This is a genomic window from Terribium retamae, from assembly GCF_022347545.1.
Classification (GTDB): Bacteria; Pseudomonadota; Alphaproteobacteria; order Rhizobiales; family Rhizobiaceae; genus Mesorhizobium; species Mesorhizobium retamae.
This window is the reverse complement of record NZ_JAKREW010000005.1, coordinates 154,358-168,008: the sequence shown is the minus strand read 5'-3', so window position 1 is coordinate 168,008 and position 13,651 is coordinate 154,358. Positions and strand designations below refer to the sequence as shown.

The 13,651-nt window shown below is 59.7% G+C and carries 14 protein-coding genes; 2 read left to right on the top strand and 12 right to left on the bottom strand.

The features are described from left to right. Positions 1 to 132: 132 nt before the first annotated feature. The 5 genes from L4923_RS08395 to L4923_RS08375 all read right to left on the bottom strand — a co-directional run bounded on the left by L4923_RS08395 (position 133) and on the right by L4923_RS08375 (position 4,784). The gene (locus L4923_RS08395; RefSeq protein WP_239363517.1) at positions 133 to 654 is read right to left on the bottom strand and encodes a GNAT family N-acetyltransferase; all 522 of its coding nucleotides are present in this window, start codon (positions 652 to 654) and stop codon (positions 133 to 135) included. Continuing rightward, the gene (locus L4923_RS08390) at positions 651 to 1,886 is read right to left on the bottom strand and encodes a M20 aminoacylase family protein (RefSeq protein ID WP_239363515.1); all 1,236 of its coding nucleotides are present in this window, start codon (positions 1,884 to 1,886) and stop codon (positions 651 to 653) included. Before L4923_RS08390 ends, L4923_RS08395 begins: the two co-directional genes overlap by 4 nt. Then, a complete protein-coding gene (locus L4923_RS08385; RefSeq protein WP_239363513.1) occupies positions 1,886 to 3,238 on the bottom strand; it encodes an LLM class flavin-dependent oxidoreductase in 1,353 nt (450 codons plus the stop codon). Before L4923_RS08385 ends, L4923_RS08390 begins: the two co-directional genes overlap by 1 nt. Before the next feature lie 33 nt (positions 3,239 to 3,271). Next, entirely contained in the window at positions 3,272 to 4,258 is a 987-nt protein-coding gene (locus L4923_RS08380) for an MsnO8 family LLM class oxidoreductase (protein WP_239363510.1), read from the bottom strand. A 163-nt stretch (positions 4,259 to 4,421) separates the two neighbouring features. Beyond that, positions 4,422 to 4,784: a DUF3088 family protein gene (locus L4923_RS08375; protein ID WP_239363509.1), complete on the bottom strand. Its 363-nt coding sequence runs from the start codon at positions 4,782 to 4,784 to the stop codon at positions 4,422 to 4,424. A 118-nt stretch (positions 4,785 to 4,902) separates the two neighbouring features. On the opposite strand from L4923_RS08375, the gene L4923_RS08370 reads away from it, so the two are divergent. Then, positions 4,903 to 5,118: a hypothetical protein gene (locus tag L4923_RS08370; RefSeq protein ID WP_239363508.1), complete on the top strand. Its 216-nt coding sequence runs from the start codon at positions 4,903 to 4,905 to the stop codon at positions 5,116 to 5,118. Then, positions 5,115 to 5,300: a hypothetical protein gene (locus L4923_RS08365; RefSeq protein ID WP_239363507.1), complete on the top strand. Its 186-nt coding sequence runs from the start codon at positions 5,115 to 5,117 to the stop codon at positions 5,298 to 5,300. Before L4923_RS08370 ends, L4923_RS08365 begins: the two co-directional genes overlap by 4 nt. Before the next feature lie 768 nt (positions 5,301 to 6,068). Here the strand turns inward: L4923_RS08365 and L4923_RS08360 are convergent. Genes L4923_RS08360 through L4923_RS08330 form a run of 7 tightly spaced genes read right to left on the bottom strand, consistent with a single transcriptional unit; the run spans position 6,069 to position 13,521 of the window. Further along, positions 6,069 to 6,578, bottom strand: coding sequence for a DUF995 domain-containing protein (locus L4923_RS08360; RefSeq protein ID WP_239363506.1), 510 nt, complete (start codon positions 6,576 to 6,578; stop codon positions 6,069 to 6,071). Between the two features lie 25 nt (positions 6,579 to 6,603). Continuing rightward, positions 6,604 to 7,566: a glycoside hydrolase family 26 protein gene (locus L4923_RS08355; protein ID WP_239363505.1), complete on the bottom strand. Its 963-nt coding sequence runs from the start codon at positions 7,564 to 7,566 to the stop codon at positions 6,604 to 6,606. Between the two features lie 15 nt (positions 7,567 to 7,581). Then, positions 7,582 to 8,178 carry a DUF995 domain-containing protein gene (locus tag L4923_RS08350; RefSeq protein WP_239363504.1) on the bottom strand — a complete coding sequence of 199 codons (597 nt, stop codon included), beginning with the start codon at positions 8,176 to 8,178 and terminating at the stop codon, positions 7,582 to 7,584. 7 nt (positions 8,179 to 8,185) lie between these two features. After that, on the bottom strand, positions 8,186 to 9,577 hold the full coding sequence (locus L4923_RS08345) for a UDP-glucose dehydrogenase family protein (protein ID WP_239363502.1): 1,392 nt from the start codon (positions 9,575 to 9,577) through the stop codon (positions 8,186 to 8,188). Positions 9,578 to 9,620: 43 nt separating this feature from the next. Next, positions 9,621 to 11,468: a glycosyltransferase family 2 protein gene (locus L4923_RS08340; RefSeq protein WP_239363499.1), complete on the bottom strand. Its 1,848-nt coding sequence runs from the start codon at positions 11,466 to 11,468 to the stop codon at positions 9,621 to 9,623. Further along, the gene (galE, locus tag L4923_RS08335) at positions 11,465 to 12,451 is read right to left on the bottom strand and encodes a UDP-glucose 4-epimerase GalE (RefSeq protein ID WP_239363497.1); all 987 of its coding nucleotides are present in this window, start codon (positions 12,449 to 12,451) and stop codon (positions 11,465 to 11,467) included. Before galE ends, L4923_RS08340 begins: the two co-directional genes overlap by 4 nt. After that, the gene (locus tag L4923_RS08330; RefSeq protein ID WP_425530919.1) at positions 12,451 to 13,521 is read right to left on the bottom strand and encodes a UDP-glucuronic acid decarboxylase family protein; all 1,071 of its coding nucleotides are present in this window, start codon (positions 13,519 to 13,521) and stop codon (positions 12,451 to 12,453) included. Before L4923_RS08330 ends, galE begins: the two co-directional genes overlap by 1 nt. Between the last annotated feature and the right edge of the window lie 130 nt (positions 13,522 to 13,651).

Below are 13,651 nucleotides of genomic sequence, written 5' to 3'. Positions count from 1 at the left end.
CTCAAGTATTGAATTTAATCTTCCGAATAATCCTCACTCAGTCACGACATGTTTTTTCAACTTCTCATTATAAATTGACATTGCCATCCAATTTGTACGTCAAAATAATCGAGTTCTTATGGAACGATCTGATCAACCTGTCCTACGAATTGGTTCAGGCGCGATCGCAGCCAGCGCGCTGATGTCCTTCTCGAACGGAAGCGATCCATGGATTTCCGGATCGACCGTGGTATCGAACAGAGCGGTGTAACCGGTGCTGAGATAGAGGCTCGCGGCTTCGGGCTGGCGAAAGCCGGTCGTCAGATAGATCCTGCTGTAGCCTTGCCGGGCGGCTTGCGTCTCTAGTTCCGCCAGCACCACACGCGCCAGTCCTTGTCGACGCAGATCGATATGTGTCCAAACGCGTTTGAGCTCGGCAGTGCGCTCATCATAGCGCTTGAAGGCACCACCGGCGATCGCCATGCCATCACGCATCAACAGGACAAAAGCGCCGTGAGGTGGGGCAAACAACTCCGCAGGATAGCGCGTCATTTCGGCGCCCGCCGGTTCGCCCCAGTAGTTGCCGTAGCGTGTTTCATATTCCCAGGTAAGCGCCTCGATCAACGGTTGCGCGCGCGGATCGAGCGGCGTGGTGTAAAGAAAGCCGTCGGTCATGGCGCGTCGGTTCCTTCAGGCGGCTGGTGTGAACTGTTGCCGTCGCGATCGGCCAGATAGTCCTGCACCAGATGAACCCAGTAGCGGGCGGCATCGACCAGGATGTCGTCGTTGAAGTCGTAGCGCGGGCTGTGCAGGTCTGCGCTGTCGCCATTGCCGACGAACAGATAGCTGCCCGGTCGCTCCTGCAGCATGAAGGCGAAATCTTCGCTGGCTGTAATCGCTCGGAAATCCGGCTCGATACGCCGGTCTCCAAAGTGTCGAGACGCGACTTGGCTCGCGAAAGCCGTCTCCCGCTCGTGATTGACCAGCGTGGAATAGCCCCGTGGGTAGCTGATCTCGACGCGTGCGCCATAGCTGGCAGCTTGCGCCTCAGCCAGGGCGATGATCCGGGCCTTGATCTGCTCGCGCACCGCCTCGTTGAAGGTACGCACCGTCAGCTTCAACTCGACGCTGTCGGGTATGACATTGGCGGCAACGCCACCATTGATCGTGCCGACAGTCACAACCGCGGTATCGAGCGGATCGACATTGCGGGAGACGACCGTCTGCAGCGCCAGAACCAACGAAGCCGCCGCAACGACTGGATCGACCGCCTGTGCCGGTTTTGCGCCGTGGCCACCCTTGCCGATCACGCGAATGATGACGAGGTCGACCGAAGCCATCGCGGGACCGGAACGGAAACCAAACTGCCCGGTCGGCACCCCCGGCCAATTGTGCAATCCGAAGATCGCATCGACGGGAAACCGGTCGAACAAGCCGTCGGCAATCATGGCGCGAGCACCAGCGCCGCCCTCTTCCGACGGCTGGAAGATTGCCCGGAAGGTTCCGGAAAATTTCCGCGTCTCGGCGAGGTATCGTGCCGCAGCCAGCAAGGTGGTCGTATGACCGTCATGACCGCAGGCATGCATGATGCCTGGCGTGGTGCTGGCATAGGCAAGGCCCGTTGCCTCCACGATCGGCAATGCATCCATATCGGCCCGTATGCCGACCGAGGCGCCGTTGTCGCCGTTGCGCAATGTACCGACGACGCCGGTCTTGCCGACGCCACGGGTCACTTCGTAACCCCAGCTTTTCAGCAACCCGGCAACCAGCGCAGAGGTCTTCAGCTCGCGGAAGCCCAGTTCCGGCTCGCTGTGCAGCTTGCGTCGCAGTGCAACGAACTCATCGCGATAGCCGAGAAGCACCGAGGCGACGTCATCTCTGACCGGAGTTGTTTGATGAATGGTCATCAGGCCGCCCGCTCCGCAACCGATTTCGTACCCTCTTCGGAATGCTGATAGCGGCTCTGCTTGAAGGGAAGCCCGAGGTGATCGCGCAGCGTCGTACCCGCGAGCCGGCTGCTATGCCGTCCGCGCGTTTCGAGCAGCGGCAAGACATGCCCGGCGAAATCGTCCAGCCCTTCGCTGATTACCTGGAACGAAAGCACGAAGCCGTCGGCCGCGCCGCCATCAACCCAGCGGATGATCTCATCCGCCACCTTTTCGTACGTGCCGATAAAGCGCGTGCGCGGCGTTGCCACTTCCAGGGCAACCTCACGCAGCGTCTGCCCCCGTTCTTTCGCCGTCCGTTTGATGCGGTCCGTGGTCGAGCGGAAATTGTTCTGGCCGATGTCACCAAGTTCGGGGAATGGCTCATCCAGCGGATAGGCCGCAAAATCATGATGATCGAAGAAGCGGCCGAGATAACGCAGCGCTTCAGGCACGCTGACGAGATCGCGGATCAACTGATACTTGCGCTCGGCCTCAGCCTCGGTAGGCCCGACGATCGGCGCAATGCCCGGGAATATCTTGATGTCGTCGACACCGCGCCCATGCGCCACTGCGGCATCCTTGAGGCGTCGGGACAGCGCCTGGTTTTCCTCGTAGGAATCGGCACCGGCGAAAACGGCATCGGCATGACGACCACCCAACGACACGCCGTCCTCGGAAGCGCCCGCCTGGAACAGGACCGGCTGCCCTTGCGCGGAGCGGCCGAGATTGAGTGGCCCTTCAGCCGAATGGAACCGTCCCTTGTAATTGAGGCGGTGCATCTTGGAAAAATCGACATACTGACCTGTCGCGCGATCCCGAACGAAGGCATCGTCGTCCCAGGAGTCCCACAGGCCCTTGACGATCTCGATATGCTCGGCAGCTATCTGATAGCGCAGCGCGTGTTCAGGATGCTTGTCACGCCCATAGTTTCTCGCCGACCCCTCTAGCGGAGACGTGACGGCATTCCAGCCGGCACGGCCGCCGCTAACCAGGTCGATCGAACCAAATTGCCGTGCGACGGTGAATGGATCGCTGTAGGACGTGGAAAGCGTTCCGACCAGGCCGATGCGATCGGTTGCAACGGCGAGCGCCGACAGAAGCACGATCGGCTCGAACCGGTTGAGAAAATGCGGGATCGACTGCTCGTTGACGTAGAGCCCATCGGCCACGAAAGCGAAAGCGATACCGGCCGCCTCGGCTTGCCTGGCTGTTTTGACGTAATAATCGAAATTGGTGCTGGCGTCGGCGGGCACGCTGGGGTGCCTCCAGGCATTCATATGACCGCCAGGCCCCTGCAGCATGATGCCGAATGGAATGTGTTTTTCACTCATGGTGCGAAATCCTTCTTGCCCGCCGGATGTGCCTTACGCCGCGACTGCTGAACGACGACGCGCCAGGAGCTCGAGCGTGGCCAGACGCCAGGAGCCGTTGACGGCGGGTTCGACAATAAATTCAGCAATGCCGTACCGATCGGCCAGGCGATCGAACTCCGACCACACCTGATCGGGCGTGCCTGCGATCACGCTCGATTGTTTCGGCTCGATGCGGTATTCCGAGGCGCCGATCTGGCGTGCATATTCCTCAGCCTGCTCGGCACTGCCGACCGTTACGCTCTGCGCGCCCGGCACGTGCACTTTGAACAGTTTCGTGTTTTCCGCTTCCGCTATGGCCTCGCCGGCGTACTCCGAAACGATCGCTGACACAGCGACGATCGGCGCCTTGCCGGCGATGCTGCGATAGGTCGTCGCGACCGCATCAAGCAAGGCATCGTCACCGTTTAGATGACGAGCGAAAACGAACTCCCAGCCGTGGGCGGCGGCAAACTCGGCGCTCTCGACGCTGGCGCCAAGCAGGAAGCGCTGCGGCGCAACGGTCGGCAAGGGCGTTGCGGCCAGCCCCTCGACCGGCCCTTTTCCATCGAGATAAGCACCCAGTTCGGCGATCTGTTGCACGAAGTCGGGCTTGCGGGACGGATCGCGATCCGCCTGCAGGGCACGGGTCGAAAGGGGCAGACCGCCCGGTGCCTTGCCGACGCCGAGATCGACGCGGCCAGGCGCCAGAGAAGCGAGCAAGTTGAAATTTTCCGCTACCTTGTAAGCGCTGTAGTGCTGCAGCATGACGCCGCCCGAACCAATCCTGATGCGGCTGGTGTGGGCGAGCAGATGGGAAATGAGGATTTCCGGCGACGAACTGGCGAGATCGGAAACGTTGTGATGTTCTGCCACCCAGAAGCGATGATAGCCAAGACGTTCCGCCAATTGCGCCATCGCGATGGTGCGCTTCAAGGCGTCGGTCGGGCTGTCCTGGCCAGCAAGCGGACTTTTGTCCAAAGCACTCAAAACATAGGGCATCTCATCCCCTTTTTAGTCACCGCTTTGCCAAATATTAGTCATTTAATTCCATAGACTTTATAGACTATTTGGCGAAGTTACCCGCATATTGAGAAAAGCCTTTCAACCCGGGAGCGAAATTCAGAATACCTCGCTCGCCTCAACGAAAGGCTGCAAGCAGCCTCTAAGGATGAGGCGGCGGGATGAACCCGCGTTCTACCAGAGCAGCGATGATCGGCTCCGCTCCGGCCACAAACTGCCTTCGGCCAGCCTCACCGGAAGCCTGTCCGGACGTTTCCCCGGGCGGCAATATAAGGACTGGCAACGCCTGGTTCGCCTCCCCGACCAGGGCGACGACCTCTGCCCGCGGTCGCCTGAAACCGATCCTGCGGACATCCAGCAGATCTTCGAGAGCAGGGAACGAGGCAATGACGCCTCCGACCAGGGCGGAATGGCGACAGAAGAAACGCTGCCCCGGGTAGGCCGCATCCTCGAAATTTGGAGAGAGCAGGAAAAGCTGAGGCTTTGGGTTATCTGGGGTCGTCACGAGGAATACCCGTTTCTATCTTTGTCCGCCAAGCCTGTTCGCCGATCAGCCATGTGGAGCCCTCACGGCAGGCCCACGCGGGTGTTGAGGTGGACGTGGTTCATCGTCGACAATCTTCATGGGCATCGAGCTTTGGGAAAGGAAGCATGCTCTTTCTTGGTCCGTCGAAACGGATAATTTTTGCGCCGCGACCGCTTCCGATGGGCGCAAGCCGGCACCAGCAGACACAGGCCCGATTCCCGCAACTTTGAATAAAATTGCCGCTCGTCGTTTCGCCTATCGTTTACGCACGGATGGCATCTTGCTGACGGGCGGCAAATGGAAAGTGAAATGACCAGCGACTTCTCTGTAGCCCGCCAGCATCTTCAAAAGGCCTATGACAGTTTGCGCGGTGCTGACCGCATGAGCGCAGAGGCACGTCATGCGATAGACCTTCTGATTGAGGCGATCGCAACCAGGGAATTCGCGCGCAAGCCCGCTGAGATTTTACCGTTCAAACGTCGTACGCAGTCGTGATCGAATTGCACGGGGTGCGATGCCCTGACGAGCAACATCCGCGAGCGGAATGCTGATTTTCTCTCCAGATTTTTCTTCATTCGACTATTTTTCTATGTCGAACGAGCGCGATTAACGCTATGAGGCCCGAGCAATCAAACGACCTTGCCCGCATTCAGTAACGGATCGAAGGCGACACAACGGCAAAATAGAAACCGAAACACCGGTGTCGCCCGTCCGAGCGCTCCACGTAAGTCGTTAAGAATACGCTGCGCGGAAGTCCCGCATTTGTCAGTCGAGTTCCACGGCATCTTAAGTGTCCAAGCGTATCTTCTTGGTTGCAATCGTGCATGCCCCCACCAACAAGGTTACACAGGATGGCTCCCGTTTTGCAGAACGCTCCCCTCGCGCCCAGCGGCAACTTTCGGAAAATCTCCCTGCTTTGCTTCACAATCGCAGCGCTTGCCTTGGCTGGCTGCAGCTCGATCGTTGGCGACGATGTGAAATCCGCTTCGATCACCACTGAAACAAGCCACGCTTTCCCCGCCAAGACGATCAAGCCGAAAAGCAAGATTGCAGCGGTAAACCGCAAGGCCACAGCTGGCAGAACCGTAGTCAAGGCATCCGCCAGCATCCCGTTCTATGGCCGTGCTCCTTACATCTGCACGCCAAGCGGCTTTGGACAGACCACGCGCTGTTTCCGGCGCGCCTGAGATAGAGCCCCAAAAAACGTCTGGGTAACTGCAAGGGCCCCCGAGCCGGCAGTTACCCAGACGGCCCGCAAAGCCTTTAGGGCATGCGGTTCAACTTTGCCTCGACCTTCGTCAGTCGGGAGGCGACATAATTACCGCGGCGCAGCTTGGTGACCTCGTCACCGTTCCTGACCGGTGCGTTTGCGAAAACGTACCAGTCACCCTTCGGCTCTCGCTTCTGGAAGATGACATTGCCCTTCTTGCGATGACTGAAGCAGGTAAGCGCTGGCCAGATACCGTTCGTGGCATACCAGTCCGCCTTGAAGCAGAGCTTGCCGGTATCGGCGATAAACCAGCGCCCCACGCCGTAGGAAGCGGCTTTACCCTTGCCCGACCAGGCAGAAAAGCGTCTCTGGGGTATGGCAAAATAACCGGCTCCGTCCTTCCACACCCAAGACCGCTGGCTATACAGCCGATAGAGATCGTCGTTGCTGAGGGGCTCGGCTTTTTTGATCGTGGCTGCGCTTGGCGCAGCCGACACCGCATCCGCTCCACTCGCCAAACCAACCAGCGCCGCAATGATGACCAATCCCTTTTTTACGGACATCGTGTCCTCCCACCCTTGACCGTGTTCAGTTAGACGCTTCGCGCGTCTGCACGACACGCCAGTTGGGCAGCCCATAACCATTGGGCCACGGATAGACCTCGCGGTCGTTGAAATAGACAACGGCCTTCAGCTCCGGAAATTCGGGATAGGGTTTGGCGACGGTCTGGGCCCAATCGCGGACATAATCGGCGTCGCCTTCATAACCCAGCTCTGCAACCATGATCGGCTTGCCGAAGCCTTTGACGCGGGCATATTTCTCCCGCATCTGTTCGACGAAACTGGTGTCATGTCCGACGACGCCCTTGTCATAGGGCTGATAGCCGAACACCGACAGACCGACGAAATCGACATATTCGGTGCCGGGATAGAATGCCTCCAGGCCCTCATTGCCCTTTGGCGACCACATATATCTGGCGGTCTTGTTGTGTTCGCGGCAAACGGTCACCATACGCTGATAGGCTTTGCCATAGTCCGGCGGATTCCAATGCGCCCAGGTGAACTGGTTGTCAGTCTCGTCCATTTCCTGCGCCCAACGGATGATGACATTGCTTTTGAGCTTGGCGGCTTCGGCACAAACGGCCGCCATGTAGACGTCCCGTTCGCCACTCAGGATGCTTCGCAGCAATTGTTGTGAAGACAGCCGCCAGTTGGGCGACCACGACCATGGCTCGACCGAGATCAACAGGGAGCGCCCGCGCTTCCGGGCGTAGTCGTCGGCGAGCGCTAGCGTACGCAGGTCCACATCTTCCCATGGCAAGAAAAGATGCTCGATTTTTGAGTTTGCATCCGTGCCGAAATCGCCATGAGGATCATAGGCGCCGAAACCAATCGAACCCGGTGCGATCACCGGACGTTTGTCCGATGGCATCGTAGCGGTGACCGAATTTTCATTCGGGATCCCGAGCGGCGGTCTGTTGGCCGCCAGGACCACTTCCGTCAGCATCAGTCCCGCGCAGGAAAGCGCAGTAATTGTGAGTTTCCTGTTCATCGTCGTTCTCCGATATCAATAGGCACCGACCGGCGCTGGTGTAGGCAGCGGTGCGAATTTGGGGGTTGGTGTCGCTTGCGCCATCGGTCGATAGGTCATCACCTTGGCGCTTACCGTGTCCTCTTCGACGAGCTTTCCATACTCGTCGTCCGGGTCCGGCGAGGCGTGCTTGAACACATACCAGGCGCCGGACGGTTCCTTCTTCTGATAGACCGTGCCGTCATGGATCTTGTGGCGGAAGCAGGTCTTCTTGGAGAAACTGCCTGTGGAGCCGTGCCAGACGGCCCGCAGACACAGTTGCCCATTGTTGGCCACGGTCCAGCGTCCCTCCGCCCAACTGGCATCGGCGTCGCGCCCTGACCAAGCTCGGAAGATGCGTCCATCGTCCTGGAAGCGGCCAGCGCCATCGGCCCATTGCCACGTCTTACCCTTGTAGAGATCGTAGAGCTCAACGGCACTCGTGGCCCGCGCTTGCGCAGGCACCTTCGTTGTTTCTGCACCAATGGCGGGAGCACAGGCGAGCACGACAGCAAAGGTTGCTGCAAAGAACCAATCCGGCTGGACCCGGGCACCGCTGATGCGGCGCGTAGCGCAGGCAGTGTATCGATCCATCGTTGCCTCACTTTCCACGCGTCAGGCGAGACAAGCCGGCACGCGTCTTTTCAAAATCCGGTTCTTCGGCCATGAAATCCGCCCTTTCCGAGTGATCGGATCGGTGGCCGATCACGGATACATGGAATCCTGCGGCGGACGCCGCGCCCGGTTCGAATGCATTGCGCAAATCGATGAGCACCGGCGCCCGCACCAGCCGCCTGAGACGGCTTAGGTCGATGCGGCGGATGCTGTCCCATTCAGTCATCACCACCACCGCATCAGCATCGCGCACGCATTCGTAAGGATCATCCAGCAAAGTCACCTCCTCCAGCAGACGTGCGGCATTCTCCGTTCCGACGGGGTCATAAGCGCGCACCACAGCGCCGTAGCGCTGTAAGGTCTCGATCAACGGTACGGAGGGTGCTTCCCGCATATCGTCGGTGTCGGGCTTGAAAGTCAGCCCGAGCACAGCAACCGTTAACCCGTCCACATCGCCACCGACGGCTTCGATGACTTTGAGCGCCATTTTGCGCTTGCGAGCCTCGTTGGCGACGATGGTTTCCTCGACGATGCGCAAGACCACACCGTAGTCCTGCGCTGTCCTGAGCAGGGCCAGCGTATCCTTCGGGAAGCAGGAGCCCCCGTAGCCTGGCCCCGCATTGAGAAAACGTGTGCCGATGCGGCGATCGAGCCCGATACCGAGCGCGAGCTCACCGACATTGCTGCCCACCTTCTCGCAGAGATCCGCCAGTTCATTGATGAAGGTGATCTTGGTGGCCAGGAAAGCATTGGAAGCATATTTGATGAGCTCGGAGGTGCGCCTGTCCGTGAACACCAGGGGAGTAGCGCCGAGCGAACCCTCGTAGAGCGCTGCCATCACGGCGCGAGCCCTGCCATCCTCGATGCCAATCACCACGCGATCCGGTTGCAGGAAGTCGCCGATAGCCACGCCTTCGCGCAGGAATTCCGGATTCGAGGCCACTGAAAACGATCCGTACGGGCGGATATGGGCGATGATCTTTTCGACCGCATCACCGGTACCTACCGGAACAGTGGATTTGACCGCCACGATGGCGCCCTCCGCCAGGAACGGTGCCATCTCACGCGCCGCCATGTAGACGAAGGAAAGATCGGCATCGCCCTGCCCCGGGCGAGATGGCGTGCCAACGGCGATGAACACCACCTGCGCATTGGTTACCGCCGCAACCAAATCACAGGTGAAGGAAAGCCGCCCCGCCGCGTGGTTGCGCGCCACCATCTTGTCGAGATCCGGCTCGTAGATCGGCAGTCGCCCCTTTTTGAGGCCGGCAATCTTGTCCGAGTTCTTGTCGACGCAGACGACCTCGTGGCCCCATTCGGCGAAACATGTCCCGCTGACGAGGCCGACATATCCCGTTCCTATGACTGCGATCTTCATGGTACCCAACGCCTTGCGGCGCCCCCAGTTACGCGCTCGGCGCTCATTCCGTCTCTCCCTCGGTCGCCCAGCGCCAATGCGGCCGGAAGGTTGTCTTGCGCAGCTCGGTGCGGCCGACGCCGGCGCCGGCGGCTGAGTAACGCTCTTCGAACAGTTGCAGGTGCTTGGCCCCCCACGCGAGCACTTCAATGCTCTCCCGGCCGTGCAGAACGGCCGCAAAGGCCGGCAATGCGACCATCGACAGGACGCCGGCAGCAACGGCTGGACGATAGAAACGGCTGGCGGCCTTGACACGGTTTTCGCGACCGTGCCTGACCAGAATGATCAGGGTGAGGGTCGTGTAGAAAAGGCTGTTGATGATCGCGAACAGGTAGAAACCTCGGCTCGCGTCGGCATCTGTCACAAGCAGAGCCGGCAACGCTGATCCCAGCGCAATAAGCACGTAGGGTGCGTAAGCGCGGAACGGCACCGGATCCACTTCGGACATGCCCTTCGGCGTGACACGGAAATCGACGAAGGTGCCGGTCAGCCAGTCCCGCAGCGCCGTGGCGCTGCCGATCAGCGCCCACGGCCAGCGCGCCAGAACGTAGAACACGTTCTCCCACCCCAGGATCTTGCCATTCACGGGCCGATAAGTGCCTGTCCCACGCCAGCGGAACGCAAAGACAATGAGCACCGCAGAAAGGGGCCAGAAATGAGCGAGGAAGTCGGGGTAGGTAATCATCACGAAATTCTCGTCGCTCAACAGCGCGATGATCGGCATAGCGAACAGCATCGCGCCTGTGACGGAGAACAGCGGGTACCAGAGCTGCGAAAACAGGAACTGGAACTTGAGGCGGGCAGGCAAACGTCCGATGTACTTCGGCGTGTACTGCAGCAGGATCATCACCACACTGCGTGACCACTGGAATTCCTGGGTCGCGAGATCGGCAAAGGTGGCAGGTCCGTCGCCATGCGCGATCGCGTCAAGCGCATGGACGCCACGCCAGCCATGGGCGTTCATTATCAATGTCGTTGAATGATCCTCGGCCAGTTCCGGCCCAAGCCCGCCGATCTGCTTCAACGCAGCGGTGCGCACGGCATAGTGTGATCCGATGCACACCGGTGCAAACCCGCCGCTGTAGCCTGCTTGCAGCGATCCATGGAAATTGGCTTCCGCATAGAGACGGCCGCGCGCCGCCCAGCTCTGCGCCGCATTGCGGTCGCAGATGCTCGGAGCCGAGACGTAGCCGACAGACGGATCAGCGAAGGGCCGCAACATATGCCAGAGATAGTCGGGGCTCGGCACATGGTCCGCATCGAGCTGCGAGACGAAATCGTAGCAATCATAACCGTAATAATCGTAGAAGAACGCGAGATTGCCCTCCTTGCAGCGCGTACGGCGCGGCCAGCTGGCACGATGATAATCGGATCGCCCGCGCCGCGTTGAAATGAAAACCCCGTGGCGGCGGCACCAGTCGACGGTTTCCGGCTGCGGATCCTCATCGGCAAGCCAGGTGTCGTGTGGAACCGTTTGCGCCAGCATTGCATGCAGCGTTTCGGCGATCACGGCGAAAGGCTCCGACGGCGCCTTTGTCACCACCATCGCCACCCTGCTTCGAGGCGGCAGGCGCAACCGGCCCGCCGGCTTCACCGCGCCGGCAAACATGATCAGGAAGTAGGCGGGTATCAGCGTAACCCAGGCCAGGACCCAGGTCGAAATGAAGCTGCCGGACCACGAGAAATGATGTGAAGGCCTGAGCCACCAGATCCAGAAATAGATCAGCGCCGCGAGCCACAGCGCAACACCGGCGCCGTATTCGAGACGGCGATAGCCGGTGAGCACCGGAACCACGTGGAGTTCCCCCGCGGATTTTCCACGGCGGTTGGCTATGACGGCCCGCGTCGTCATGGCCGTGCCCCCAATCCAAAGAAGGGCGCTGCTGTGCGCACAATGGTGTCGAGATCCGAATATTGCGGCGAAAAGCCAAGTGTCGAGCGAGCAAGGCTCGGATCGGCGTATAGCGCCGGTGGGTCGCCGGCACGACGTGGCTGGATAGCGATCGGGACACTGTGCCCGGTGACGCGGTCGATGGTTTCGAGGATTTCCAGGATAGACGCACCGCGGCCCGTGCCGAGATTGACGGCGAGATTACCTCCGCCCCGGGCCAGATGTTCGTAAGCGAGTACATGTGCCCAGGCGAGATCGCTGACATGGATGTAGTCGCGCACGCAGGTCCCGTCGGCGGTGTCGTAATCGTCGCCGAACACCTCAAGCCGCTCAATGCGCCCAGCGGCGGCCAGCAACGCTCTCGGAATGAGATGTGTCTCGGGGTCGTGCCATTCGCCGAGCTCACCTTCAGGATCAGCCCCGCAGGCGTTGAAATATCGCAGCGCCACATAATGCAGGCCAAAGGCGACCGCGTAGTCGGCCAGCATATGTTCCGCGATCAGCTTCGTTTTGCCGTAGGGATTGATCGGGACCTGCGGCATGGTCTCGGCGATCGGAAGGCTGGCGGGCACGCCATAGGTGGCGCAACTGGAAGAAAAGATCATCTTTTCCAGCCCCGCCTGCCGGGCTGCGTCGAGCAACGACAGCATTCCAGTAACATTGTTGCGATAATATTTGGAGGGATCCTCGACGGATTCGCCCACATATGCCGAGGCGGCGAAATGAATGACGGCTGCAGGCTGAAAGCGCTCCATCACACGAGTGAGATGAAGGGTATCCAGGACATCGCCGTGCACGAATGGACCCCAGCGCACCGACGAACGGTTCCCAGTCGCCAGATTGTCATAAACGACAGGCTCCACGCCCCTAGACCGTAGCAACTTGGCCGTATGGCTTCCGATGTAGCCGGCACCGCCCGTGACAAGGATCCGCCGGCCGCCCATCACGCCACCTCGGTGAGCTTGCGGCCCTTGGCGGCAAGAACGGCATCGAAATAGGTGATGGTTGCCTTCAATCCCTCCGCCAGCACCACCCTGGGCTGCCAGCCGAGTTCACGCATCGCCCGCGAAATATCCGGACGCCTCTGGCGCGGATCGTCTGTCGGCAGCGGACGATGGACAATGCGCGACCGCGACCCTGTCAGCTCAAGCACCTGGTCGGCAAGTTCCGCTATCGTGAACTCGACCGGATTGCCCAGATTGATCGGCCCGGTCAGCGAGACTGGCGAGGCCATCATGCGCAGGAAGCCGTCGACCAGATCGTCGACGAAGCAGAAGGAACGCGTCTGCGAACCGTCACCATAAATGGTGATGTCCTCGCCTTTAAGAGCCTGGACAATGAAATTGGAGATGACGCGGCCATCGTCGGGCCGCATACGCGGTCCGTAAGTGTTGAAGATGCGGACGATTTTGATTTCGACGCCGTGGATGCTGTTGAAGTCGTGAAACAATGTCTCGGCGCAGCGCTTGCCCTCATCATAGCAAGAGCGCGGGCCGAAAGGATTGACGTTTCCCCAATAGCTCTCGACCTGAGGATGGACATTCGGATCTCCGTAGACTTCCGAAGTCGAGGCCTGAAAAATGCGGGCACCGTAGCGGGAAGCCAGCTCCAACAGGTTCAGAGCACCAAGCACACTGGTTTTGGTGGTGTGGATCGGATCGGCCTGGTAATGCGGCGGCGAGGCCGGGCAAGCAAGATTGTAGATCTGGTCCACCTTCGCATCGATCCTGTGTACAACATCATGACGGAGGAGCGTGAAGGCCTCCGACGATCTCAGGTGCCGGACGTTTTCCAGCGTGCCGGTGGAGAAATTGTCGGCACAAACGACGCGGTGTCCTTTGCGGATCAGGCGTTCGCACAGATGCGAGCCCAGAAACCCTGCACCACCGGCAACGAGAATTGTCTTTTGAGATTGAGGGCGCGCTGACGCGGAAATATCGTTCCAAGCCGGCTTAGAATTTACCGGCTCGGAACGAAATAACTTATCGACCACTCTACTCACGAACGCCCCCATACGCTTTACTCGAACTCATAATTACATGTATCTATATTTTTAGCCCGAAACTTTCGCCAAGTAATATTTCATATACCCCTTGACAATTTGAAAGTTTGACATCGCATTTCAGTAATATGTCATTAAATAT

Coding starts and splice junctions, on each gene's coding strand:
- L4923_RS08395 (WP_239363517.1), bottom strand. CDS start 654: ATGACCGACGGCTTTCTTTACACCACGCCGCTCGATCCGCGCGCGCAA.
- L4923_RS08390 (WP_239363515.1), bottom strand. CDS start 1,886: ATGACCATTCATCAAACAACTCCGGTCAGAGATGACGTCGCCTCGGTG.
- L4923_RS08385 (WP_239363513.1), bottom strand. CDS start 3,238: ATGAGTGAAAAACACATTCCATTCGGCATCATGCTGCAGGGGCCTGGC.
- L4923_RS08380 (WP_239363510.1), bottom strand. CDS start 4,258: ATGCCCTATGTTTTGAGTGCTTTGGACAAAAGTCCGCTTGCTGGCCAG.
- L4923_RS08370 (WP_239363508.1), top strand. CDS start 4,903: ATGGGCATCGAGCTTTGGGAAAGGAAGCATGCTCTTTCTTGGTCCGTC.
- L4923_RS08365 (WP_239363507.1), top strand. CDS start 5,115: ATGACCAGCGACTTCTCTGTAGCCCGCCAGCATCTTCAAAAGGCCTAT.
- L4923_RS08360 (WP_239363506.1), bottom strand. CDS start 6,578: ATGTCCGTAAAAAAGGGATTGGTCATCATTGCGGCGCTGGTTGGTTTG.
- L4923_RS08355 (WP_239363505.1), bottom strand. CDS start 7,566: ATGAACAGGAAACTCACAATTACTGCGCTTTCCTGCGCGGGACTGATG.
- L4923_RS08350 (WP_239363504.1), bottom strand. CDS start 8,178: ATGGATCGATACACTGCCTGCGCTACGCGCCGCATCAGCGGTGCCCGG.
- L4923_RS08345 (WP_239363502.1), bottom strand. CDS start 9,577: ATGAAGATCGCAGTCATAGGAACGGGATATGTCGGCCTCGTCAGCGGG.
- L4923_RS08340 (WP_239363499.1), bottom strand. CDS start 11,468: ATGACGACGCGGGCCGTCATAGCCAACCGCCGTGGAAAATCCGCGGGG.
- galE (WP_239363497.1), bottom strand. CDS start 12,451: ATGGGCGGCCGGCGGATCCTTGTCACGGGCGGTGCCGGCTACATCGGA.
- L4923_RS08330 (WP_425530919.1), bottom strand. CDS start 13,521: ATGGGGGCGTTCGTGAGTAGAGTGGTCGATAAGTTATTTCGTTCCGAG.